This is a genomic window from Microcoleus sp. BROC3 (genome assembly GCF_036702515.1).
Lineage (GTDB): Bacteria > Cyanobacteriota > Cyanobacteriia > Cyanobacteriales > Microcoleaceae > Microcoleus.
The window spans coordinates 114112-137133 of the sequence record NZ_JAUBTQ010000015.1 but is presented as its reverse complement, the minus strand read 5'-3'; the positions used below and the strand labels follow the sequence as shown (position 1 = coordinate 137133).

Genomic DNA, 23022 nt, shown 5'->3' with positions numbered 1-23022 from the left:
ACGCCCGCACCAACACCGACGCCCGCACCAACACCGACGCCCGCACCAACACCGACGCCCGCACCAACACCGACGCCCGCACCAACACCGACGCCAACACCAACAACCAACAACATCCCCAATGACGACTGCATCTGCGATGACATTGCCTATCCCAACTTAAACCAACCGAATAGGGTTGAAAACACCATACTCGGTGTATCCTCCATTCAAATAGGCACTGCCAAAAACGATGAATTACTCGGTAGCAACACTGGCAATATATTCGATGCCAAATCCGGGGATGACAACTTATATGGTGGTGACAAAAACGACATCTTTAATGGCAATCAAGGCAATGATTTCATCACTGGAGGCAAAAGTGACGACATCCTTTATGGAGATGAAGGAAACGACATCGTGCTTGGCGAATTGGGCAACGATTTAATCTTCGGAGGCAAAGGCAATGACTCCCTAAATGGCCGCGAAGGTAATGACATCATTCTTGGTGATAAAGATGATGATTTCATCGATGGTGGCAAGGATAATGACACCTTATATGGAGGCAAAGGTAACGACATAATGCTTGGTAGTCTAGGTGATGACTACTTGTTTGGACAGTTAGGTTCGGATACTATCTGCGGCGGTGTAGGTAATGATTTGATCAGCGGTAACGAAGGAGCAGATATTCTGGGAGGGTGTGAAGGAAATGATACTCTTTATGGAGGGGAAGACAACGATAGTCTCACTGGTTGTCAAGGTGATGACATTCTTTACGGAGACTTGGGAAATGATAGTTTGATTGGCGGTAGCGGCAATGATATCTTTGTCTTAAACCCTGGTCAAGGATTTGATATTATTGCGGATTTTACCCTGGGTCAAGATTTGATTGGTTTATCGGGTGGTTTGAGTTTTAGCCAGTTAGCAATAACTCAAAATACTCAGGGAACTCTCATCAAAAATGTCTTGACAGGAGAGGAGTTAGGTGTGATGATTGGTGTGAGTGCCAATGCGATAACATCGGCTAATTTCCGGTTGATTTAGGAAATTAAGAAAAGTGCGAGCTCCCATTCTATACAAAAGGGATCTCGCACTTCTACCAATTTTAAAAGGTCTAGCAAAAATTTAATGATTATTCATACTTTCGACCGCGCCACTGAGTAGGCTGATTTAAAGCAGAAATTAGAATTCGCAAAAACGCCAGCGGATCGGCCAAAGGTGACAGCCAAAACAGCCATTTACCCGATGCCCCATTTGTATCGTAGGAAGGTGCGATCGCGAAACACAAAGCCGATCGCACCGCAACTAAAAATACATTCAAGCCCAACAGCCAAAAGTGCCCAAATACACCAACCGGGGGCAGCGAACCAAACAGCAAATAGCACAACACAATCGGCACCGGCAAACCTTGAACCGCCAGCAACAGCCACAAATCGCCCCAAATTTGACCGCTTGAAGCAGCATCTTTCAAATCGAGCGATCGACCCCATTTATGCCAAGTCTCGATCGCCCCCTCATATCGTTTCCGGCTGCATCGTCAGGTGATAAATTAGAGGGCAATTCATGAATGATTTTTACAAGTCGCCACCTATCTGGGCGCAATTTTCAGTTGTTCGATTCACAGTCAACAGTCAACAGTCAACAGTCAACAGTCAACAGTCAACATCATAAGGAGTGGGCGTTGCTTAATCAGGGTATGAAAAAAATCAGTTGAAAATCCCGAAGCCTTGTGAATACTGGTTTCTATGATTTGCATATTTAGCCTTTCATACCGTAAATCAGCAACGCCTAATTTTCGTTAGCGGCGGGAGATGGTGCAGCTTCAGGCGATGGCGACACTTCGGGGGCGGGAGATGGCGCAGCTTCCGGCGCTGGCGACACTTCGGGGGCGGGAGATGGCGCAGCTTCCGGCGATGGCGACACTTCCGGGGCGGGAGATGGCGCAGCTTCCGGCTGCGGGGACACTTCGGGGGCGGGAGATGGCGCAGCTTCCGGCTGCGGGGACACTTCGGGGGCGGGCTGCGGTTGAGGAGAAGGCGACACTTCGGCGGCTGGTTTCGGTTGAGGTGAGGGCGACGGTTGGGCTGCGGGCTTTTGTGCGGGCGGCGACGGTTGGGCCCCTGGCTGCGGTTTGGTGGAGGGGGCCGGCGGCTTCTCAAACTGCGGTTTCACTTCAGCAGGCCCTGGGGAGGGCGGCTGGCCTGTTGGTCTGGGCACTGTCGGGGCGGGCGCTGGCTGCTGCTGGCCTGGTGGGTTGGGCCTGGTTGGGGTGAGAGGAAGGCCGCTGCAAACTTTTTCGTCGTACTTAAACTCGACAGCCAGTTGGTAAAGCTTGTGCGTGCTGGCTGCTGCAAATGTTAGAGAAGGGCTAATAATAGCAATTTTAGCCGCATTGTCGAGAATACCGTAACCCGTCGGGACGATCGGCTGAGGCTCGGCCTTGAGCAAGCCTTGAGGGCTGACAACTGCTCCAAAAACTGCTGTTCCTTGGAGTTTTTGCGAGCAAGCTGTTACTGGATAAGGGACAATCACAGGAGTCGGACTCGTCATTTCCAAGTCAGGATAAGCCTTTTTGAATTTCTCAAACAAAGCAACATAAGTATTTGCAGCCGCAAGCAGTGTCTCTCTGTCGGTGGGTAAGTTTGCACCCGGTTGACCGGACTGTCCTAGCTGTCGCTGTCCCTCTTCAAATTGTTGTCTCCTGATTCTTTCTTCGGGAGTTTCTGCGACGAGATTCCTTTTATTGGGATCTTTTTGAGTCAATTTTGGTACTCCATCGGGTCCCACATTCCTGCCTATTGGGAATTCCGGGGTAAAGACTGGAGCTCCGTCTGGAAATAGTGGGAGTCCGCCTCTACTGGCTATGATCTTTTTGAGTGTTTCTGCCTCATCTTCCGATTGGCTGCCGGGAAGCTGGGGCACTTCTGTCAGCGATGGCGGCGGTGGGATATTGGGATCGAAATTACTAGGTAAGGGTGGGAAAAGCAAACCGCTCGGAGGTACGGGTGGGATGATAGTGGGTGTTGTTGGCTGGGAGGGGGTTCTGACTGTTGGGGATGATGGAGTTTTGGGAGGTGGCGGGGATGTTGGGGCTGTTAAGGGCGGGAGAGGGGAATAAGGCAGAGGGGAAAAGAATCCCGGAGGCGGCATTCCCGGCGGGAGGGCGGGCAAGTTGATGGTACCAGGTGCGGGGGGCAAGGGCGGCGCTAACTTTGGCGCGGGTCGAAGGGGAACTGGTGCGATAGCAAACGGCGTATTACCTGCGATCGCAAACGGCTTATTTGACGCGCGCGGTGGTATGGTTTGTGGCAGGCGGCCGGCTTCTGCGGGAGTTAGTTCTACTAAGCCGACAGAACCGGGGATATTTTTTGAGGAATTTCCACCATAAAGTATGTTTGAGAGGGTCGGGGCGCTTACTCCGAGCACTCCGTGGAGGCTGACAGAAGCTAGGGCTGCCCACCAAAAAGGCTGGCGCAGCGGTTCGGAAAGGGTGTTTGCTAGGGAGGAAGAGTCAGTCATTTAAATTTTAGATTTTAGATTTTAGATTTTAGATTGGGGGATTGGGAGATTGTTAGATTTTAGATTGGGGGATTGGGGGATTGGGGGATTGAGTGATTGGGGGATTGGTAATTTATATTGTTGTGGTTGTGATTGAGTGTGAATTCGTTTTAATGAGGAGAGGTTGGGAATTCAAAGGTATAATTTTAGCACGGTCGGTATCGAAATTGCCCGATCGACTTTTATGGATATTTCGCGACCCTCACATCAAGCATTCAAGCCTAGAAATCCGGTTTCTTGCCTGGTTCCACGCTGCTATAGCAACCGCCGGAAATCGGGTTAGGACGTTCTTAATTGCTGAAACCATTGTTTTTCTTGCCGAATGCCTTTGGCCGAATCCTATACGCGGTTTCTCAGTTATTGTTGAGAATGGTGAGCGGGGCGTCAGGCGGACCGGACTGGGGCGAGCTAAAAAACAGACTGCACCGCTGCTATACCGTCTTTTTCCGGGATCTGGAGCCCAACTAATTCATTAAACACGATCGATCCGTTCGATCGACCCCTGTTTCCAATTCGGTTACACAACCGGATTCATCCGTGCAAGTAATTATTCAATCCAAAATCCCAAATCCCAAATCCAAAATCGATGGATTCACCAGCGATAGCGGTAATTTTTAAAAGGAGCTCCCTCGATGGTGAGCAAGTCGATGGGATAAATTGGAGCGCCGCTTGCCATATATTGAAACATTTCTCGAACTTCCTCTCCCCGCAACGACAACTGGTCTAATTCCTTGAGAGAATACCAGCCCGCGCACAAAGTATGCTCATCCGGCTTACTCTTAGGCGGCGTCTTATCTTGGGGACGAGCCACAAAAATGACTCGGAGGCGCACATTGCCCCTAGGCATCACTGTGTGCTCTACCCGGAGAATTCCCTCAACGATGATGGAAATGCCCGCTTCCTCAAGGGTATTACGCATAGCAGCTTCGAGCAAAGTTTCCCCTTTTTCCACTCGCCCTGCTGGGAGATACCACTGCTGCTCGTACTTGCGCTCTTGTACCAGTAGAAAACGGTCTTCTAAGTGAACGACAACTAGGGTAAAATACCATGTTTGAATCGGCTCGCGAGCCATAGAAGTAGATATTCCCTAAGCAAAAGGTTTAACGAGCGGCAGATGTTAGCAATCCAAAGGATGCTTCGGCAAGCGTCTTTGAACTTGAAAAACAGATCGTAGCACTCCGACCGCAAAATCTAAAATCTAAAATCTAAAATCTAAAATTGACAATGCCATTACCAACCGTGATTTTACCAGGATATTTTGCTGCTGCTTCCGACTATCGCGAATTAGAAAAGTCTCTGGTCGATCGAGGTTTCCCAACAGTAACAGTGCCTCTGGGCAAGGGAGATTGGTTGCCGACTTTTGGTGGGCGGTCGATGGTGCCAATTTTGCGACAGCTCGATCGTACAGTCAAACAAATGTTACAGCAATACGGCGTTCCCCAGATCAATCTCGTCGGTCATTCCGCTGGCGGCTGGATTTCTCGCATCTATTTGGGCGAAAAGCCTTACACGATTCACGGCGACGTGCTTGAGGACGCGGGTTTGTGGGAAGCTCACCCTTATGTGAATACTTTAATCACTTTAGGCACGCCGCACGTCTCTCAAGAGCGCTGGACGCGCAAAAATCTAGATTTTGTCAAAATGCACTATCCGGGGGCTTTTCACCCGCAGGTGCGCTACGTGTGCGCTGCTGGGAAGGCTGTTTTTGGCAAGCGCGGTTTAGGAACTTGGCTGGCGTATAAAAGTTACGAGTTGACTGTGGGGAAGGGCGAAACTTGGGGAGATGGAATTACGCCGGTGGAAGCTGCTGTTTTGGACGGGGCCGAAAATCTGGTGTTGGAGGGAGTTTGGCATTCGCCTCGTTCTCCGGGGAAGTGGTACGGTTCGGCGGAGGTTTTGCCGGCTTGGATTGAATATTTGCGTTAGAAACGAACCGCTAAGACGCGAAGGAAGAAGCAGAAGGTTTAAGGGAAGGATTTAGTTATAATTTGATATTAGGAGCGAGTTTAGTGCGGCAAAACTCGCCCCCGCGATGCTATGTTTACTTGAATTTTTATGGCTAACTTAATAGATTGAAAAAATATTTTATGTGGCATCATCGGTAAGATTCAGAAGTCACGGCGAACAACACAATCAAATTAGAGGTTGGCTGGGGTGGAATTGGGCGACAATGCTACTGTGCGGGACGCAGATAACGAATTTCAGCCGGATGCTTTGTGGAGAATTGATGCGGGAGGTCGATCGCAAATTAGGGATGATGATTATGTGCGATCACTATCCGTGCAATCAGCGCACTTTGAAATCCTGCAAAGGGATAAAATTGTAACTGGAAAAAGAGGTAGGTGAACACAAGCTTCAACTCAACCTAAAAGAGCTGTGATCGCACTAAGTTATGCTGCGACTACTTCGACAGACCTGAACATTATATCCATTCAACCTTTGATGCCAAATCTCTCATAAAGCATCTCTCTTAACCTATTGCTACCGCGTTTCACGAAGTCATCTTCAGATTCCTGCTCCCAAGGTTCACCAATTTGATTGCTGAAGTCAGATAAAAAAGATTGATTCTGGATTAAGCTCGACACCTCTTCTGAGAATTTTTGCTTTTCATTATTTGAAAATGAGAAGGGCGTCAACATAAGGAAAGTTCCTGCTGTTAAAGCCATTTGAAGGGATGGGAGAGTTAAATCAGATTCTGGCAGTGATTGAGTAGGTGATTGCTTAATCTCATCCATAAATTCCTTAAAATTACTCATCACTGATTGAGTAGGTGATTGCTCAATCTCATCCATAAGTTCCTTAAAATTACTCATCACTTATTCTCACTTGGTATGACGATTTTTCCCCGAACCATAAAAAGCACGAAGCAGCTTTTCAAATGACTTGACAACTTCCTCTATAATTTTACCTTTCGTTTTATCATCCAACCGATTCCATAGTCTGAAAAACCCATTAAATAGTTCAGATAGCCAACCAAACATCCGTATACTCCAAAGCTACGAAACAGAATCTATAACCCAACGCTGTAATATTTGCTGCATATAGATAGCCAAGCTTACCTTTTCAATCGCTGGCAGTTTTCTGATATTTGCTGCGAGGTGCGAGGAAATACTAAAGCCAGACTAAACGCTGATGAAGGTTGGGTTGCAACAGGAAACCCAACCTACCAATTCAAACTGAACTAACTATCTTTACCCTTTACCTCCAAACAGTTTATATATTCCGTATCCAACAGCAGCAGCCGCAGCAACAGGTGCAGCAGCAACTATGGCAGTACCAGCAATTGCGCCTCCCCCGACAACGCCACCGATACCAGCAAGGGTACCCATAATTGCAGCACCAGAAGCACCGCCAGCTACCGTTACAGCACCAGCACCAACTAGACCAGCAGCAGCCCCAATGTTTGTAGCTGTTCTTGCCGCTGCCCGAGCATCATTCTCTTCCTCAGACAAGTTCGATTGCTCTTTGAACAAAGTTTCATTCATTATTTTTGCCCCAAGATAAGCTGGGCCTGCTGCTAATACCGCAGGAGCCGCCGCCATGCCACCACCAACCACACCACCTGCCGCAGCTAGACCAGAAGTAATTCCAGCTCCTGAAGTTGCTGCAACAGTCAACCCTGTAGCAGCACTGGCAGCCGCACCTACCGCAGCACCAGTTTCTGCAACCGCTTTGACTGTTTTGACTGTATTTCCATTAATTCCCATAGTTTTTTCTACAACATTTTCTACAACTTCTTCACCTGCTTTACTGGCAAAATCTTCCCAATTCATAAATCAATTTATCCTTTTAATACTTGTTCCATTATCCTTAATAAATTCAAGGTTTGTCTAGCCCAAAAAAGTTCTATTTTGCCGCCAAGTCTCCCCCGCTTTTACTTTAACTTTAATCTAAGTTTGTACAACAATGTACGAAAATGTACGAAAATGTTGGCAGTTGTGAGCTACAATACACAAAACTCTCGCATCTCCCTGCCAGATGAATCTTAAAGAAATGTTAAATGTCGCCGATCGCATAGTTTTCGAGAAAACAGGTCAGCACCTTGACGATTTACAGGAAGCGGTACTGCGGGGAACTCTACAACGCGAGACATACAAAGAAATAGCTAAAGATTTTAACTGTTCTGAAAGTCGCATCAGGGAAATCGGATCGGAATTATGGCAATTACTTTCAGAGGAGTTTGGGGAAAAAGTCAGTAAATCGAATTTTCGCTCAACAATGGAGAGGTTGCAAAACTCTAATATTTTAAACTTTGCACAAGACATTGTAGTGAAAGGTAGTTTTAACACCTGTGGAGAAGGTAGACACCCGCCAAATATACCAAACTCACACCCACCAAATGAGGAAACATCTAACTCAAAACAAACTAAAACTTCGCATCAAGATTTAAGCGAAATGCCGGAGTTGGGCGATTTCTTCGATCGCCCCCTCGAACTCCACACCCTGACCACATGGATTCTACAACAACGCTGTCGCCTCATCACCCTCACTGGCATCAGCGGTATCGGCAAAACCACCTTAGCAGTCCAACTCGTACAACAAATCAAAGACGAGTTTGAGTACGCAGTTTGGTACACACTAGACGAATTCCCCACCATAGAAAAATTTCAATCTAACCTAATACAGCTTTTTTCAAATTCAGAAAAACAAGATTCATCCCCAACCAACCAGAAACGCTTACCGCTGATTAAGTATTTACAAAACCATCGCTGTTTAATACTCTTAGATGACGTTCACAACCTTTTCTGTAGCGGGGAATTTGCAGGAAAATACAAACCTGAATGCGAAGAATATCGCTCTTTATTCAAACAAATAGAAAAATTATCCCATCAAAGCTGCTTTCTCTTAATCGGTTGGGAACAACCGAGAGAAGTGACTCAAGTTAAAAACCAAAATACTTCCATTCGTACCTTACAACTCAAAGGTTTAGACATCGCCGCCGGACAGGAAATACTCAGAGATTATGGGTTAGAAGAAAGCGACAACACTGAAGCACTCATTCATCGCTACCAAGGCAACCCCCTATGGTTAAAAAGCGTGGCGAATCTGATTCAAGACTTGGGAGGAGGCGTGACAGAGTTATTACCAAATGATACCATATTGTTGCCGGAAGATTTGAAAGATGTTTTACAGCAGCAGTTCGATCGCCTATCCGAACTAGAAAAACAAGTAATCTCCTTGTTGGCGAAAGAAAGCCAGCCAATCAACCGGGCCAAATTGCTAGAAAATGACATAATTCCGGCTTCAGATTTGCTAAATGCCCTGCAATCTCTATCGCGGCGCTGCTTGATTGAACAACAAGCAAATTTTTACACGATTTCACCTGTACTGAGGCAATATGCGATCGCCTCTGCGGTGTAATTGATATCTCTAAGTCTGCCGAGGCAGACTTAGTTTGTATACTAGCGATTTCAATCGCCGAGTGACTAAATACATAAAATGGCACAAACAAAAACCGGGCAACTTCAAAGCTACCCGGCAATCCTAACTTTAGACCTCAGACAAATCTAAAATCTAAAACCTAAAATTCTTAAACAGCCACAGTCTTCTTAGCAGAAGAGCTCAATTCGCCCTTAGCATACTTAGCTGCAAAATCGTCCAAAGATACTTGCTTAATCTTTGTACCGTGACCAGCGCAACCGAAAGAGTTATAACGATCGCTACAAACCTTCTGCATATACTTGATCGACGGCTTCAAGAAGTGACGGGGGTCAAACTCATCGGGCTTGGCAAACAAAGCTTCGCGCACTGCAGCAGTAATCGCCAAACGGTTGTCAGTATCGATATTGATCTTGCGAACGCCGCACTTGATGCCTTTTTGGATTTCTTCCACAGGTACGCCGTAGGTTTCGCGGATTTTGCCGCCGTTGCTGTTGATAATTTCCAGCAATTCTTGGGGCACAGAAGAAGAACCGTGCATTACCAAGTGAGTATTCGGCAAGCGGCGGTGAATTTCTTCAATGCGGCTGATTGCCAAAATTTCGCCAGTCGGCTTGCGAGTGAACTTGTAAGCGCCGTGAGAAGTGCCGATCGCGACTGCTAGAGCATCAACGCCGGTTTGCTCGACGAAATCAACAGCTTGTTCAGGATCTGTCAGCAACTGATCGTGAGAAAGCGCACCTTCAAAGCCGTGGCCGTCTTCTGCTTCGCCCATTCCTGTTTCCAGAGAACCCAAGCAACCGAGTTCGCCTTCAACGCTAACGCCGATCGAATGAGCAACATTCACCACATCGCGAGTAACTTGAACGTTGTACTCGTAGCTGGCGGGAGTCTTAGCATCCGCTTCCAGAGAACCGTCCATCATCACGCTGGTGAAACCTTGGCGCATGGCAGAATAGCAAGTGCCGGGGGCATTGCCGTGGTCTTGGTGCATGGAAATGGGAATGTGAGGATAGGTTTCAACTGCTGCCAAAATCAAGTGGCGCAGGAAATTTTCGCCAGCGTAGGAGCGAGCGCCGCGAGAAGCTTGCAGAATCACGGGGCTGTTGGTTTCGTCAGCAGCGCGCATGATCGCTTGGATTTGCTCCATGTTGTTGACGTTGTAAGCCGGTAGGCCGTAACCGTTTTCAGCCGCGTGGTCGAGCAGCAGTCGCATAGGTACAAGCGCCATAGATATTCCTCCTAGTTATTTGTGGTTTCTAAACAGTGGATTTTGGACAAGTTCAATTCTTACGACAATCTTAAGACAATTTGTAGCCGATCGCGCATTATGTTTCCAGATTTCAATTTAGCCTCAAAAAATCCACATTGCCCAACAAAAAAACTCAGGTCAATCCCTAGGGGTTGTCCTGAATTTTTTTGAAAGCTAGAATTAATTCTGCCTTCTACTTTTTAGCTTCTGCCTTGAAAAATGGGTCGCCCGGGATTTGAACCCGAGACCAATCGGTTAAAAGCCGAATGCTCTACCGCTGAGCTAGCGACCCGCGAAAACATTGTTACCGCACACAATTTCTAATAGTAGCACCCCTCATTTGAAATAGCAAGTCTTTTTTAAATAAAATTTGCAGTCATGCGAACCAGCATCTGGCAAGTCGCTCCCGGCTGCAAATAAATCAAGTGTTCGCCAGTGTTGAGGGCATTTCGAGGAGCCGTCCAAGGTTCCAAACAGTAAAAATCCTTGCCCTTCACCATCCAGAAAACCAACTTCCCGTAGCTGGAGTTGTAACTGAGGGTGAGTCGCAAGCCCCGCGCCGCGTCAGTGACAGTAGCCGCCAGACCAGTGAGCTCATCAAAGGAAATATCAATTTCATCCAGCGTGTGGTCAAAAACCCCGGTGAAATAACCCTTCGAGTGGGTGTTCTGATCTCTGTACTGCATCCCGGGAATCTCAAAGCGGAGCTGAGATTTGTCCGTCGCCAAAAAGTAGGGGTGCAAACCGCTAGAAAACGGCATGGGTTCGGCAGACCGATTTGTGTATTGCTGAAAAATTTCCAAAGAATTGCCTTTAATCTGATAAGTGAAGGCTAGTTGGAAATCAAATGGATAAACAGCCAGCGTTTTGTCGCTGCTGTCGAGAATCAGGGTAAGAGCCGCACCACCCTCGGTAACTTGTTCGCCTATCGTCCAAGGCAAGTCGCGAGCAAAGCCGTGCTGTTTGAGCTTTAGCTGCACTCCCTTGTGGGTGTAAGTATTGTCGGGGAGATTGCTGCAGATGGGAAACAGGATGGGAATCCCGCCACGTACAGTTAGATCGGGATTGGCGAACCGTTCCGCGTCCAAGTAGAAGATTTCTTTGCCTTCAACCAACCAGCTAGTGGCAATACCGCCCCGTTCAGGCACAACTTCTAGACAGGAGTTAGCGGTTTCGTCGGAGAGGATATAGGTTTTGTACTGCTTTTGCTTGAGCGCGATCGCAAACACATTTGTCATCGGTAGTAGGTCATCGATCATTGGTTGTCAGTAAATCGGTCGTTAATAATTGGTCGCTGGTATGTTGCTGTTCACCCATTACCGACCCTTTCCTCCCCCTGCCTCCTTGGTTCGACCCCACCGGCTAACCAATGCTCGCAGCTATAGGAGGCAGGGCGATCCGCAGCTTGGAGCGATCGCTGGTTGTGCCTGGAACCCTCTTCGAGGTCGGCTGCTCTTTGACAGCGACTTTGAAAGATAGATGCCGAGTTGGGGGAACATAGCTTTGGGGACCAGGCACCACTCCTTGACTGGGAGATGGGGGCGAAATAAACGGTTCTTTGATGAATGGCTCTTTGGTAAACGGCTCTGCTTCCCGGCTGGGATTTTGAGGTGGAGTGCGGTAGATGCGGGGCGGCAAATCTTGACTCGGAGGCGGGCTTGACTCAATTGCAGGCCCCGCCCCGTTCTGGAATAATGAGGAGTTGTCCGGCTGTTTGGGGGCAGCAGGCAAAGCCGGCAAAATCGGAGTTGGTTTGGGTTGTCCGGTGCCTGGTATATTGCTTTCACCGGCAGGGACTGGGGAACCGGGCCCGGGCCCGTAGGTACCGCTCTTTGCTGCTCCTGGCAATGGAGAATTTGGAGTCTTTGGTGTTGTTCCTGGGTTGATTTGGGCATCGAGAACTACAGAAGATCGCATCGGCCGATCGAAAATACTAGAAATTTGCTCGACGTGTTTGAGGATGCGATCGGCCGCTGCTCCCTTCACCACCTGCGGCTGAAACTTTGTCACCTCCACGGGCAAAAATTCTACCTTCATATTCCTGTCTTTGAGCGATACTTTCAGGACTGCGGTATCGTAATCGCTGCGAGCATTCCCGCCGAATATAAAATTACCCAGGGAGTAAACAATCGGGCGGCCCTTGTAAATTTCTGCACCTTGCAGGACGTGGGGGTGGTGTCCCACTACCAAATCTGCTCCTTGGTCGATCGTGAACCGAGCCAAATCTATCTGCCAGTCCCCCGGATAATCTGCCAATTCGACTCCCCAGTGGTAATTAACAATAATCCAGTCTACCTGACCCCTGAGAGCTCGAATATCCTCTGCCACGCGATTGTTGCGGCGGGGGTTAGTGCCAGCTTTTCCTTGGTCGGCGGCGTGAAGGTCGGTATCGTAATAACCGAGGTACGCAATCCGGTGACCCTTAACCTCAATAATATCTGGACGCCTCGCTTCTTTAATATTTCTGCCGGCTCCCAGATGCTGAATCCCAGCATTATTTAAAGTATTTATAGTCTCCACCAGCCCCGGTTCCTCGTAATCCATAGCGTGGTTATTTGCCAGATTGACAATATCCACTCCTCCTGCTGTTAATACTTTCACCGATTCTGGATCGGCTTTAAAATTTAATTGTTTTTTGCCAGAGCCCAAGGTGGAGCGAGTCAGGGGGTTTTCTAGGTTAACCATCGCCACATCTGCTTGCCGATACTCGTCCATATTGGCGAAAGCCCAATGGTAATCGTTGCCTGCAGATGCTCCGATCGCATCCAATAGATTCACATTTCCTCCGAACATCAGCGTTACGGTTGGGTCGTAGGGATTGGCAACCTGCTTTTGTTGCATTACAGGTACTAATTCTAAGGCCGCTTGCACCGCATCCGGACGTTTTGGGGGCGGCCCCGACATTACTGCTGCTTGCTGGTACGGGGATACTGGGGATACTAACCGCATGGCCAGAGCCTCGTGGTAGCTGACCCAACACCCTAAAACAAATGATGCAAGTGCCGAGCCTACTAGCAGCAGAGAACGATACGTTTTAAATTTAACCCAATCGACGACCAGTAGGGAACGGTAACGCCGCTGCCGGCGGTTTGCGGGAGTGACAATTCGCACTGACTGTTTCCAGAGAATTTCTGGTTCCCCAGCCAAGCGCGCGTGAATTCGCACCCCTTCTACTGCTGGCGAGTTGAGTCTCCAAATTTGGTGGCAAATAAATTTGACTAAGCCTTCTCGGAGAGTGCTCCCCAGTAATGTAGTATCTGGCGCAAATTCGCGCTGGAATTCTACTAGAATTTGGACGCAGCCGGCTTGAGCCTGTTCGACGCGGGCATAAATCCCTTCGGGTCGGAGCAAGCTGTCAATCCAGTAATTCAGGGCTTGAAAGTTGCCCGATCGCGCTAGCTCCAAGATAGACGGCTGCGACCAATTTTCTGCGTACACCATCAATTAGCCTCCTTAACACGCTCGAGCGCTGACTCCAATTTGTTTTGAACGGAACCGCAATTCTTTTAGCTTAACCGCCACAGGTTCCGCTGCCCGTTTTGAAGCTAGTTGTTGGTCGCCACCATTTTCTACATTTAGGGGCTGTCTGCTGTCAGTGATTTTTATCACACTTGGGCCTGTCGATTTGAGATTTGAGATTTGAGATGGGAGATTGAGTCCAGAGGCTTTACTGGGGGCTAAAACTAACGTCCAAACTTGAGATTTCTGGGCGACTTGAGTTTTCAAGCTCTGTATCCATCTTTGGGTAAGGTCAAGTTTATGATTGCAGTTGGGTTGGAGTCAAATCATTTGGCAAAAAAATTAACGTTGGGCGAGTTGAATGGCTCGATTTGAGATTTAATATTGAGTCAGTAGGGTGTACTGGGCGATCGAAACTAACGTCGAACCTGGTTTCTGGGCGACTTGAGGCAGAAGAGAGCGAGCTTTCTGAGGCAGAGTCTGTTTTTATTATCGCTGTTTGAGCGATCGCTCCGTCAAGTCCTGATTATTCGATCGATAGTGGCAAATGCCTCCCGCGAGGGATGCCAATGGCTGCACAACCTGTAATTGGATAAATGGCGTACTAGATAGATTTGGTGGTAAAATCAAATTTGGTAACTCCCATCGTTACCAAATTTGCGGAAAACGTGAAACTGGTCAGCCGATCGGACTGTGCCTTCCGATATAAAACCCAAAGTACGTTACTGTACTGTAAACAGGCAATCTTTTTGAGCCAATACACTGCGCAGGAGAACTGACAAATGCTACAGCGCAAAATCTATCAACTCTGTTGTGATGGTCGTGAGGTTTCTATTTTTCTTCGAGATCAGCAACGTTGGATAGAGCGCGCTCGTATCCTAGATATTGAAGGGGATCTAGTCACGCTGCGCTACGAAACCGACGAAGAAGACGAAATCAGCTCTTGGGAAGAAATGGTGCGTCTCGAAAGTATTGGAGCTGTGTCCCAGAAGTTGGCTTCGGTGTCGAGAACTAACTGCGAACCCCTAGTTTCTGACGATTGTCCCGAAGCCGAACAAATTCGCAATCACTACCCGGACTCGAATTTGGAATAGTTTTAATCTCGCGCTGGAGGGACAAGGAAAACTTGGGGGAAAAGAAAACGACTTTTCTCCCTTTTTTTTGGAGGAATTATCCAAAAAACCCGGTTTAGCCCAAAAATATTCTGGTTGTCACTAAATCAGCTATTTTGCATTTATAGCAGAAGGAAGAAGGAAGAAGCTCCTTCAGGGGAAACTAAGCGGGTAAAAAGAACGAAGAAGGAAGAAGCAGCACTAGCAGCAATGGTTTCAGCGATTAAGAATGTCCTAAAAGTCGGGCGCGGTTGCTATAAATTTAAGCTTGACGGCGGGCTTTTCTACCCACCCCACAAAAGCTGAAGTACACAGTAACAGTAGTTGACAAATTCAACGCGCGACAGCTTACCACTGCTTAAACCGGGTTTTTTGCCTGGGTGCGTCGAGGACTGTTCTTTTGTTTTCTTTGCCTGCTAGCTGGTTTCGAGGTGTCCGACAGGTTATTAGCCGTCTGTTTCCCCATCTAGGAAAAGTTCTGACTCCGGTATCGCTTCAAACACCGGACAGAAACCGTCGGGGGTAACTTTAAAGCCAAACAAAGCACTGGACTGGTTCCAACAGCGCTGGCCGCGGTAGTGCTGGCAATTGCCACAGCATTCGAGGTTTGCCTGAACGGCGCTGCCTTGAAAAAGCAGTTCCCGCTGGGAGATGCCGCGCAGTACCAGTTCTTCACCTTGCCAGCGCGCTTCTACCAAACCGGTATCGGCAAAATTGGCCCACCGAGGATCGGCTGTAATCGGACTCGGCAAGCTAATGGCTACCTCTGTCCCCAATTCGCTGAGTTCTCCCTCATAGTTAGTTTCCGGGATAGCGGGCTGCAAAAACATTTCCCCGATCGGCAGTTCGACCAGTGTTCCGGCAGCCGGAGTATGCAACTGGTAGCGGTTTCGCAGCTCGTCCAAGTTAGCCAAGTCAGCCAAATACGCAGGGGAACCGTGGATCAAAATTACGTGCTGGGGACGCAAATTGTGGATGAGCTGGGTAGTCCCCGGGCCGTCGCAGTGTTCGGCTAGCAGATAAGTTTCGACGCTTCTGACTCCTGATTGGGACCAGTTGCCCAGCCAGTCCCTGACGGGATATCCTGGTTTTTGAGGTGCCAGCAAAATCCAAGGATTTGTGCGATCGGCAACGTACAAAGCCAAATCAGCAATTCGATCCGTAATCACAATACACGGCGTGGATCCCAATCCAGGGCGCTGTTCGGCAGACAGCCGTCGGACGCGGGGTTTCACCCTTTCGTCCCAAAACAAAGGTTGGTGCAGAGCAAAATTTTGGACGGCGGTGGGAAATTGGGGCAGCAGTTCCAGATAAGCGTCGCACCCGTCGGCGACAGTGCCGTCCACCCAAATATCCAAGTCGCGGCCGGTGAAGTAGTGGTGACTGCGGAGCAGCATCAGCAGTTCTTGACCCAAACCGATCGCCGGCGAGGGCAGCAGTACCGAGTACCCGTCGGCGATGGCGCGGTGGATGCGATCGGCTAACTGATTTTCCAGTTGTCGGCGGTGAGGGTGGCGCGCCGTGCCGTAACTGCCTTCGACAATTAGCACGTCCGGCTTCATGCCCCTGAGTTCTCCCAGGGGCAAACCTTCCACCAAACGAGAATTGGACAGAAAAAAGTCCCCGGTGTAAACCAGGGTGTAGGTGCGGTGGGAGGCCGCATAAGTCAGAAGCACGGCCGCCCCTCCGGGCAAATGGCCCGAGGGGAACAACTGCACGCTCAGTCCCCGGCGCAGTTCCACCGGCGACTGCCAGGGCAGTGCCTGACAGAAATGCGACTCCGGCTGCTGAGCCAGAGACGGCCAGTTGAGCGGTAGCAGTCGCGCTGTCACTTCGCTGGCGTAAATTGGCAAGTGGGGGAAAGATTGATGGAGTGCTAGCAAACCTCTGGCGTGGTCGGAGTGGGCGTGGCTGCACACCACGAAATCGGCTGGCAGCGATCGATTTAGTGTCGCTGACAGGGGTGAGACATCCTCTACACCGCAGTCGAGTAAAATGCGGTGCGGCCCCATTCGCACTAGCAGACAGACCCCTTCCTGTGCGTGGCCTGCGCCGTAAGGTAAACAATCGAGATCCATCACTGCGGTTAGCTCCCTCCTTTGCGCGAAACTTGCAGTATCGCCAGATTTAAACATCGATCGCGACTGCATTCTTTCGATCGAGTTCAGTTCCGGACGCAGAGACCGACTCTGATGGACGAAAAGGCTTGATTATCGCCCTCGCTCCCGGTAACAAAAACCCGGTTTATCTAATTTGTGTTGCCTCTGCCCGGGAGTTAAATTTTTGCTCGCAGGCTCCGGCTCCCGTGCAAGGAAAGTAATTGCACTTAAGATGTGATGCAGAGTCGGGAAAGCGATTTTCCCAAGGTATTAGCCCAAGGGCAAAAGGCTTTCGACAAAGTTAATGCTACTGGTTCTGGCATCAAAAGTTACATTTTATTGCACCTTGTAAGAGCAGCGAACTCGATCTCATATTCTGAGTTTTAAACCTTTTTTCACAATTTGCGCCTGCTAAAAGCTAGTCTTTTTTATGAGAAGATTTTAATTCAGCAGCCCAAAGATGTTGACAAAACTTTACAAATCTTCATCTCTCGGGTTTTGAGGGCGGTGTATAGTCCAATAATCAAAACTTGAAGAACCGGAATCGTGGAGGCTAGCTGCTGCTGTCAGGGCAGATAGCGACTTTATGAGTTCGATCGGTCTCTTTGTAAAAGTTTGATACATTATTCTCAGCAAACCTTGTGGCTATCCAGGAGAGAGTTTAAATGGCTTTTGGACCTGCATCTCAATTGGGCGTTGCCCTATTTGAAGACACAGACCCCGTTCAGTTGTGGCCCGGACGCTCGGATGAGGAAGCCGCAACCGTAATTCAAGCAGTGTACCGACAAGTTTTGGGCAATGCTTACGTGATGGAAAGCGAACGGCTTGCTGTTCCCGAATCGCAGCTAAAACGCGGCGAAATTAGCGTCCGCGAGTTCGTGCGCCAAGTGGCAAAATCGGAGCTTTACCGCTCTCGGTTTTTTGACACTTGCCCGCGCTACCGCTATACCGAGCTGACTTTCAAGCACCTGTTAGGCAGAGCCCCTGACGGCTACGACGAAACAAAGTATCACAGTGGCATCCTCGATACAAGCGGCTTCGAGGCTGATATCGATTCCTACATCGACAGCGACGAATACCAGAACGCTTACGGGGAAGACACAGTGCCGTATTACCGCGGTTACAAAACCCAAACAGGTAAGAACATGGTTGGGTTTACCTATATGTTCCAACTGCTGCGGGGTGCTTCCAGCAGCGACTTGAAAGGCAGTTTGGCCGGCAAGAGCCCCAAACTGTACAAGCACGTAATTCGCGAAACGCCCCTGGCCGTGATCGCTCCTTCGGGCGGCTCGGACGGCTGGTCGTTCCAAGACTCCCCCAGTGGCGCTCGGACTCGTCACGGAGCAGGTGCTGGCGAGGAAGGCAAGGTCTACCGGATCGAAGTTACGGCTTATCGATCGAATGTGGTCAACCGCGTCTCTAAATTCCGCCGCAGCAACCAAGTCTATCTGGTGCCTTTTGACAAATTGTCGCAAGAGTACCAGCGGATTCACCAAATGGGCGGCGTGATTGCTAGCATCACACCCGTGAGCTAGGTAACAGCAAAATGTCTGGGTAAGGTGCGCAATGCGCACCCTACAGGACTGGGTAAGGTGCGCGTTGCGCACCCTACATTACATTTATGGCGGATGAAATCTACTAGGGGAATTCAACTCAGTAGAAAAGCAGATTTTCAAAGGTTTTTTATCCACAGAAGAATAAGGATGGGGAGACAGTAAAAATGGTCAGTACAGCACCAGCAGTAAAATTCGGAATCGATGCTTTTTCGGGAGGGCCAGTTGAACTGTGGCCCACTAGCGGTTTGGAAGAGAGCCAAATCGTCATGCGGGCAGCCTACCGGCAGGTTTTGGGCAACGCTCACGTGATGGAGAGCGAGCGTTTGACGAGTGCAGAATCTCAGTTGTGCGATCGTAGCATTTCCGTGCGCGACTTCGTGCGGGCGATCGCCAAATCCGAGATGTACCGCGCCCGTTTTTTTGAAACAGCTTCTCCTTACCGATTTGTCGAACTCAATTTCAAACATTTGTTAGGTCGAGCGCCTCAAGATCAAGCGGAGATTTCCGAGCACGTTCGCCTCTACAACGAACACGGTTACGAAGCGGAAATAGACTCTTATCTTGACAGCAAAGAATATCAAGAGAACTTCGGCGAAAATACCGTACCTTTCTACCGCGCTGCTGTCAGCCAAGTCGGTCAAAAACAAGTCGGCTACAACCGGATGTTTGCTCTGTTCCGCGGCCCTGCGGAAACGGACAAAGATAAGGATTCTCAGCTAACTTATGCTGTGGCAACTAACAGCACCAGCAAGATTGTACCGCCGATGTCTGGAGGCCGTGCTGGTGGTTATGCCGACGCTACTGAAAAGATGTTCAAGATTGTGGTGCAAGGTGCGAAGTACAACGGGCCTCGCCGCCGCAGCACAGTTGAGTATATTGTTCCCGGAAACAGAATGACACCGCAAATTCAGCGGATTAATCGGACGAGCGGCAAAATCGTCAGCATCACCGAAATTGGCTAATCGATCCTGAGTAATTGGTAAGGGAAATGGGTAAAAAAAGAGGATGAAGAAGAATGAATTCTGAATTCTCAAATTCTAATGGCCAATTACCAATAACCCGTGACTCGTTACCAGTTACTAACTACAAAATTGATGGAAAACTAGGAGAAAATCAAATGTCTTTATGGGCTGTGGAATCGACACCAGTGGAAATGCGACCGCATGCTACCGAAGATGATTTGCAAACAGTGATTCGGGCTGTTTACAAACAAGTCTTGGGCAATGCACACTTGATGGAGTGCGATCGACTCACGAGCGCCGAATCGCTGTTGCGCAATGGCGATATCAGCGTTAAGGGTTTTGTAAATTTGGTAGCAAAATCGGAGCTGTATCGATCGCTCTTTTTTGAGTCGAGCTCTGCCTATCGGTTTATCGAACTCAATTCTAAGCATTTGTTGGGTCGCGCACCGGCGGATCAATCGGAGATTTCCCAACACGTTATCACTTATAACGAGCAAGGATACGACGCTGAAATAGACTCTTATCTCGATAGCAACGAGTACAATGCAAATTTTGGCGAGAATACTGTTCCCTATCCCCGCAGCACTCGCAGCCAAGTTGGTAGCAAAAATGTTGCTTTCAATCGGATGTTTGCTTTGTACCGCGGCGATGCTACTAGCGATGCGGGCACTCAGGCAAAATTGATTGCCGATGTAGGTGCTAATCTCGCCACTAAAATCAAAGCTCCTGCTAGCGGTTCCGGTGCTTACAGCAATACTGGCAAGCGTTTTCGGATCTCGGCTGTCAAAGGCACGGGTGCGCGGAGGAAGGTGAGCAATGTAACTTATGAAGTGGGTTACAGCCAGCTATCTCAGAACATTCAGTATATCAATAAAAGCGGGGGAAAAATCCTCAGCATTACTGAGGTTGCTTAGATTGGTGATCGATCGTCAGTTATTGGTAATTGGTCATTGACTAAGTACAAATAACAGTTGACAGTACGGCAAGAATATGCAATGATACGCGGATAAAAATACTGTTAAATCAGTATTGAATCCGTGTATCTGCGTTAAAGACTGCAACTGAAAAATGGCGTTTTTGATTGGTGGTGTTTAATTATTTGCCCCATTCCTTTCCCTCTTCCTTATTCCTTTTGCCTTCAATATAAAATGAACTTGAGTGAATTTATCGAGCGTTCAATTGGCAAATGGCGATCGCAACGAAGCGCTCACCATTTAGCATTCAGTCACTTTGAGGAAGTTCGTTCTAGAATTGAAATTGTAGCTCTGAATGCGGACGATCCAGAAGTAGTGGAGCTTTGTCAATCTTACAATATCGATCCGGCGACGGCGGCTCATCCTTTTCGGATGAGTTGGGAGGGGGAGTCGGATTGGGACGAGAAAGAAGTGCTGCAAGGAAGTTGCGTGCTCGTACCGGTGCCAAATGCGGAAAATCCGTCAGAGGGCAAATTGCTGCGCGATCGCGGGTATGCTGAGACAGTGCCTGCTGTTGGTCGCTACCAGTTGACAGAAGATGGAACTTTTATTTTAATCACAGAGTACGATCGCGCCGCTGCTGAAGAGCGAATTTGGTTCGGCACTCCCAATCTGCGCTTCCGCGTTTCGCTGATCAAAACAGGCGACGGTGCAGGTGTTACCACGGCTTCTTTTTCATCAGAAATCCGCTGTTTATCCTCTAATTAGTCATCAGTCATCAGTCATGGCTCATGGGTCATTACTTATTAGTCATCTGTCACGAATGCACGAATGTACGAATGACTGTTATTATCTTCACGCTTGACTTCTTCTGTTAACATCCATCCGTTAAATCTCGTACACTCCTTCGTTGGGGAACTTCCTGATTCCTTCAACTTCCCAATTATTAATTACCAATTACCCAATGACAAGTGAACTTATCACCCTAGCTAGCTGGATGGCCGGGCATTTTAGCAACCAAAAGCAGGCAAGTGCCAATCCGCAAAGTTACGCTCACATTCGGGTTTTGTTTCGGCCTTTACCCTTTGAGTTTTTTGGCGGAATCGGTTTTTATTCCGAACAGGTTTATGACTACGATTTGTGGAATCCTTACCGTCAAGGAATTCACCGACTCGTCGAACAAGAAGGTCAAATTTATATAGAGAATTACGGCCTAAAAGATGGTATGCTATATGCGGGTGCAGGGCGAGAATTAGATATTCTCAGGACTATTAAACCGGATTGCATTGAACGGCGCTATAACTGTTCGATGATATTTAAGAGAGATGGCGAAATGTTTCGAGGAAGTGTGGAGCCGGGAGACAAGTGTTTGATTAATCGCAAGGGATGCGAGACTTATTTAGTCAGTGATGTGGAATTAACAGAGCATACTTGGGCAAGTTTAGACCGAGGGATGGATGTTAATACTCGCGAACAGGTTTGGGGTTCGACTGAGGGGCCTTTGCTGTTTGAAAAAGTAGAAAGTTTTGCTAACGAATTGCCTGTGGTCACATCAGTCATATGAAAAAAACTGAATGGTTAATATATTATGTTGCCGCCATTAGCTAAAAAAAAAATGGAGTGCTGGATTCGGAGCCGGCATTTGATTTGTTCGGGAAACTTTTTGATATTTGAAACGTTAGAATATCCTACTATTGAAAGTTTTGGGGAGTGCATTGAGAGTTTAGGGGGGACTTTTATTTGCGTTCATCCGATTAATAAGGTTTGGATTGGCAATCACCGAAAAGTTATTTTGTATCAAGCTAAGGCTAGTTTGCACGCTCCTGAGTACGAGCTCAAACAATACTGGATTAAATACGGTAGTTTTTATACTAGGTTTGATGAACGCTGTTAGGGAAAAGAGTTACCCCCTTGAAGATTCGGAGCTTGAAATCGCTACTGCACAAGCTCTCGTCCGAGCAGAGGCGGACTAAGAAATACAGGGGGTATTTAAGGCTAAGGCGGATTTTTTATTCCTTCTTTCTAATGACTGATGACTTTTTGTTGTTGAATTATTTGCTGCAAAACTTCGGGGGCGACGCAGCGGCGTTCGGAACTGTAAGTCATTAAGTTTACTCCGTTCATCATCCGCACTGTGCTGACGCGCACGCGGAAATCGTCGGTGATAAACCAGCAGCGTTCCTGACCTTGATTCTTTTCATATTCAGTGTCGATTGTCAATACTCCATCGGCAGCAAAATTGTATCTGCCGATAACTGGTATTCCTTCTACATAGCCTTGGTTGCGGAGGAATTTTCCAGATTGCGGATTGTTTGGCTCGGGAATATCTACTAGAATTGCTGCGTAATTTGGGTTTGGTTCTTTGTCTTTGGCGTCGAGGGTTGTCTGCCACATGAATGTAGCTCCGCCGACGGCTAGTGCTGGATCAACTCCTTGTTTGTCGCACAGTTCTTGGATTTTGGGGTGGTCTTTTTCCATGACTTGAATGATGAGATTTGATTCTCCTGACTCGTCTGCGGCGGCATCGAAATGATGGACTGAACGCTGCGAAAACCAGGTTCCTTCACTTTTGCGAAAGAAGTCCATCATTGTCATTGGCGGTTTAATTTTCATAGCGTTTGTGACCTCTGCTGATTTTTTACCAATTAGGTTTTCTAGATTTTACTAAATTTTATAAATTTTGATTGTAAAGTTTAGTAAGGGATGCCCAGAGTAGTTCTGGTCAAGGTATGATAATTTGAATTGAGGTATT

Annotated in this window: 23 protein-coding genes and 1 tRNA gene; 11 read left to right on the top strand and 13 right to left on the bottom strand. The window is 48.2% G+C overall.

Annotated features, from left to right (window positions below):
• The coding region (locus tag QUB30_RS12395; protein ID WP_333333557.1) for a calcium-binding protein at positions 1-1023 on the top strand (1023 nt) is incomplete at its 5' end.
• An 88-nt stretch (positions 1024-1111) separates the two neighbouring features.
• Here QUB30_RS12395 and QUB30_RS12390 read toward each other — a convergent pair.
• From QUB30_RS12390 to QUB30_RS12380, 3 genes are all read right to left on the bottom strand, one after another.
• Positions 1112-1450, bottom strand: coding sequence for a hypothetical protein (locus QUB30_RS12390; protein WP_333333555.1), 339 nt, complete (start codon positions 1448-1450; stop codon positions 1112-1114).
• A 317-nt stretch (positions 1451-1767) separates the two neighbouring features.
• Positions 1768-3498 (bottom strand): hypothetical protein, encoded by a 1731-nt coding sequence (locus tag QUB30_RS12385; RefSeq protein ID WP_333333553.1) that lies wholly within the window; start codon positions 3496-3498, stop codon positions 1768-1770.
• A gap of 631 nt (positions 3499-4129) precedes the next feature.
• The gene (locus QUB30_RS12380) at positions 4130-4609 is read right to left on the bottom strand and encodes an NUDIX domain-containing protein (RefSeq protein ID WP_006633478.1); all 480 of its coding nucleotides are present in this window, start codon (positions 4607-4609) and stop codon (positions 4130-4132) included.
• Between the two features lie 152 nt (positions 4610-4761).
• Between QUB30_RS12380 and QUB30_RS12375 the strand changes: the two genes are divergently transcribed.
• Positions 4762-5463, top strand: coding sequence for an alpha/beta fold hydrolase (locus QUB30_RS12375; protein WP_333333551.1), 702 nt, complete (start codon positions 4762-4764; stop codon positions 5461-5463).
• A gap of 228 nt (positions 5464-5691) precedes the next feature.
• A complete protein-coding gene (locus tag QUB30_RS12370; RefSeq protein ID WP_333333549.1) occupies positions 5692-5883 on the top strand; it encodes a hypothetical protein in 192 nt (63 codons plus the stop codon).
• Positions 5884-5969: 86 nt separating this feature from the next.
• On the opposite strand, the gene QUB30_RS12365 is transcribed toward QUB30_RS12370, so the two are convergent.
• Positions 5970-6350 carry a hypothetical protein gene (locus QUB30_RS12365; RefSeq protein WP_333333547.1) on the bottom strand — a complete coding sequence of 127 codons (381 nt, stop codon included), beginning with the start codon at positions 6348-6350 and terminating at the stop codon, positions 5970-5972.
• Between the two features lie 378 nt (positions 6351-6728).
• Positions 6729-7310 carry an RNA polymerase subunit sigma-24 gene (locus QUB30_RS12360; RefSeq protein ID WP_333333545.1) on the bottom strand — a complete coding sequence of 194 codons (582 nt, stop codon included), beginning with the start codon at positions 7308-7310 and terminating at the stop codon, positions 6729-6731.
• A gap of 205 nt (positions 7311-7515) precedes the next feature.
• On the opposite strand from QUB30_RS12360, the gene QUB30_RS12355 reads away from it, so the two are divergent.
• Positions 7516-8898, top strand: coding sequence for an NB-ARC domain-containing protein (locus tag QUB30_RS12355; protein ID WP_333333542.1), 1383 nt, complete (start codon positions 7516-7518; stop codon positions 8896-8898).
• A gap of 169 nt (positions 8899-9067) precedes the next feature.
• Here QUB30_RS12355 and fba read toward each other — a convergent pair whose 3' ends face one another.
• The 6 genes from fba to QUB30_RS12325 all read right to left on the bottom strand — a co-directional run bounded on the left by fba (position 9068) and on the right by QUB30_RS12325 (position 14257).
• Complete coding sequence (gene fba, locus QUB30_RS12350) at positions 9068-10147, bottom strand: class II fructose-bisphosphate aldolase (protein ID WP_006633469.1); 1080 nt, start codon at positions 10145-10147, stop codon at positions 9068-9070.
• Between the two features lie 241 nt (positions 10148-10388).
• Positions 10389-10460: transfer RNA gene (locus QUB30_RS12345), tRNA-Lys, on the bottom strand.
• A gap of 67 nt (positions 10461-10527) precedes the next feature.
• A complete protein-coding gene (locus tag QUB30_RS12340) occupies positions 10528-11397 on the bottom strand; it encodes an aldose epimerase family protein (protein ID WP_445300488.1) in 870 nt (289 codons plus the stop codon).
• A gap of 133 nt (positions 11398-11530) precedes the next feature.
• Complete coding sequence (locus QUB30_RS12335) at positions 11531-13609, bottom strand: CapA family protein (protein WP_333333539.1); 2079 nt, start codon at positions 13607-13609, stop codon at positions 11531-11533.
• A gap of 12 nt (positions 13610-13621) precedes the next feature.
• The gene (locus tag QUB30_RS12330) at positions 13622-13894 is read right to left on the bottom strand and encodes a hypothetical protein (protein ID WP_333333537.1); all 273 of its coding nucleotides are present in this window, start codon (positions 13892-13894) and stop codon (positions 13622-13624) included.
• 222 nt (positions 13895-14116) lie between these two features.
• On the bottom strand, positions 14117-14257 hold the full coding sequence (locus QUB30_RS12325; protein WP_333333535.1) for a hypothetical protein: 141 nt from the start codon (positions 14255-14257) through the stop codon (positions 14117-14119).
• A gap of 152 nt (positions 14258-14409) precedes the next feature.
• Here QUB30_RS12325 and QUB30_RS12320 point away from each other — a divergent pair, with 152 nt between their 5' ends.
• Entirely contained in the window at positions 14410-14721 is a 312-nt protein-coding gene (locus QUB30_RS12320) for a DUF6679 family protein (protein ID WP_006633466.1), read from the top strand.
• 464 nt (positions 14722-15185) lie between these two features.
• Here the strand turns inward: QUB30_RS12320 and QUB30_RS12315 are convergent, their stop codons facing one another.
• A complete protein-coding gene (locus QUB30_RS12315) occupies positions 15186-16817 on the bottom strand; it encodes an MBL fold metallo-hydrolase (protein ID WP_333333564.1) in 1632 nt (543 codons plus the stop codon).
• A gap of 686 nt (positions 16818-17503) precedes the next feature.
• On the opposite strand from QUB30_RS12315, the gene QUB30_RS12310 reads away from it, so the two are divergent.
• The 6 genes from QUB30_RS12310 (at position 17504) to QUB30_RS12285 (ending at position 22164) form a co-directional block, all read left to right on the top strand.
• Positions 17504-18373 carry a phycobilisome linker polypeptide gene (locus QUB30_RS12310; protein ID WP_333333533.1) on the top strand — a complete coding sequence of 290 codons (870 nt, stop codon included), beginning with the start codon at positions 17504-17506 and terminating at the stop codon, positions 18371-18373.
• Between the two features lie 185 nt (positions 18374-18558).
• Positions 18559-19356, top strand: coding sequence for a phycobilisome rod-core linker polypeptide (locus QUB30_RS12305; protein ID WP_333333531.1), 798 nt, complete (start codon positions 18559-18561; stop codon positions 19354-19356).
• A 155-nt stretch (positions 19357-19511) separates the two neighbouring features.
• Positions 19512-20270: a phycobilisome rod-core linker polypeptide gene (locus QUB30_RS12300; protein ID WP_333333529.1), complete on the top strand. Its 759-nt coding sequence runs from the start codon at positions 19512-19514 to the stop codon at positions 20268-20270.
• Positions 20271-20504: 234 nt separating this feature from the next.
• A complete protein-coding gene (locus QUB30_RS12295) occupies positions 20505-21038 on the top strand; it encodes a phycobiliprotein lyase (RefSeq protein WP_333333527.1) in 534 nt (177 codons plus the stop codon).
• Positions 21039-21234: 196 nt separating this feature from the next.
• Positions 21235-21834, top strand: coding sequence for a chromophore lyase CpcT/CpeT (locus QUB30_RS12290; RefSeq protein ID WP_333333524.1), 600 nt, complete (start codon positions 21235-21237; stop codon positions 21832-21834).
• 99 nt (positions 21835-21933) lie between these two features.
• Complete coding sequence (locus tag QUB30_RS12285) at positions 21934-22164, top strand: CpeR family transcriptional regulator (RefSeq protein WP_333241291.1); 231 nt, start codon at positions 21934-21936, stop codon at positions 22162-22164.
• Positions 22165-22292: 128 nt separating this feature from the next.
• Here the strand turns inward: QUB30_RS12285 and QUB30_RS12280 are convergent, their stop codons facing one another.
• The gene (locus QUB30_RS12280; protein WP_333333522.1) at positions 22293-22883 is read right to left on the bottom strand and encodes a phycobiliprotein lyase; all 591 of its coding nucleotides are present in this window, start codon (positions 22881-22883) and stop codon (positions 22293-22295) included.
• Positions 22884-23022 lie beyond the last annotated feature (139 nt).

What these genes read in the sequence shown, in the direction of transcription:
- QUB30_RS12295 (WP_333333527.1), top strand. Translation starts at nt 20,505, where the DNA reads ATGAACTTGAGTGAATTTATCGAGCGTTCAATTGGCAAATGGCGATCG.
- QUB30_RS12355 (WP_333333542.1), top strand. Translation starts at nt 7,516, where the DNA reads ATGAATCTTAAAGAAATGTTAAATGTCGCCGATCGCATAGTTTTCGAG.
- QUB30_RS12375 (WP_333333551.1), top strand. Translation starts at nt 4,762, where the DNA reads ATGCCATTACCAACCGTGATTTTACCAGGATATTTTGCTGCTGCTTCC.
- QUB30_RS12365 (WP_333333547.1), bottom strand. Translation starts at nt 6,350, where the DNA reads ATGAGTAATTTTAAGGAACTTATGGATGAGATTGAGCAATCACCTACT.
- QUB30_RS12305 (WP_333333531.1), top strand. Translation starts at nt 18,559, where the DNA reads ATGGTCAGTACAGCACCAGCAGTAAAATTCGGAATCGATGCTTTTTCG.
- QUB30_RS12315 (WP_333333564.1), bottom strand. Translation starts at nt 16,817, where the DNA reads ATGGATCTCGATTGTTTACCTTACGGCGCAGGCCACGCACAGGAAGGG.
- QUB30_RS12300 (WP_333333529.1), top strand. Translation starts at nt 19,512, where the DNA reads ATGTCTTTATGGGCTGTGGAATCGACACCAGTGGAAATGCGACCGCAT.
- QUB30_RS12335 (WP_333333539.1), bottom strand. Translation starts at nt 13,609, where the DNA reads ATGGTGTACGCAGAAAATTGGTCGCAGCCGTCTATCTTGGAGCTAGCG.
- QUB30_RS12310 (WP_333333533.1), top strand. Translation starts at nt 17,504, where the DNA reads ATGGCTTTTGGACCTGCATCTCAATTGGGCGTTGCCCTATTTGAAGAC.
- QUB30_RS12380 (WP_006633478.1), bottom strand. Translation starts at nt 4,609, where the DNA reads ATGGCTCGCGAGCCGATTCAAACATGGTATTTTACCCTAGTTGTCGTT.
- QUB30_RS12280 (WP_333333522.1), bottom strand. Translation starts at nt 22,883, where the DNA reads ATGAAAATTAAACCGCCAATGACAATGATGGACTTCTTTCGCAAAAGT.
- fba (WP_006633469.1), bottom strand. Translation starts at nt 10,147, where the DNA reads ATGGCGCTTGTACCTATGCGACTGCTGCTCGACCACGCGGCTGAAAAC.
- QUB30_RS12290 (WP_333333524.1), top strand. Translation starts at nt 21,235, where the DNA reads ATGACAAGTGAACTTATCACCCTAGCTAGCTGGATGGCCGGGCATTTT.
- QUB30_RS12360 (WP_333333545.1), bottom strand. Translation starts at nt 7,310, where the DNA reads ATGAATTGGGAAGATTTTGCCAGTAAAGCAGGTGAAGAAGTTGTAGAA.
- QUB30_RS12385 (WP_333333553.1), bottom strand. Translation starts at nt 3,498, where the DNA reads ATGACTGACTCTTCCTCCCTAGCAAACACCCTTTCCGAACCGCTGCGC.
- QUB30_RS12320 (WP_006633466.1), top strand. Translation starts at nt 14,410, where the DNA reads ATGCTACAGCGCAAAATCTATCAACTCTGTTGTGATGGTCGTGAGGTT.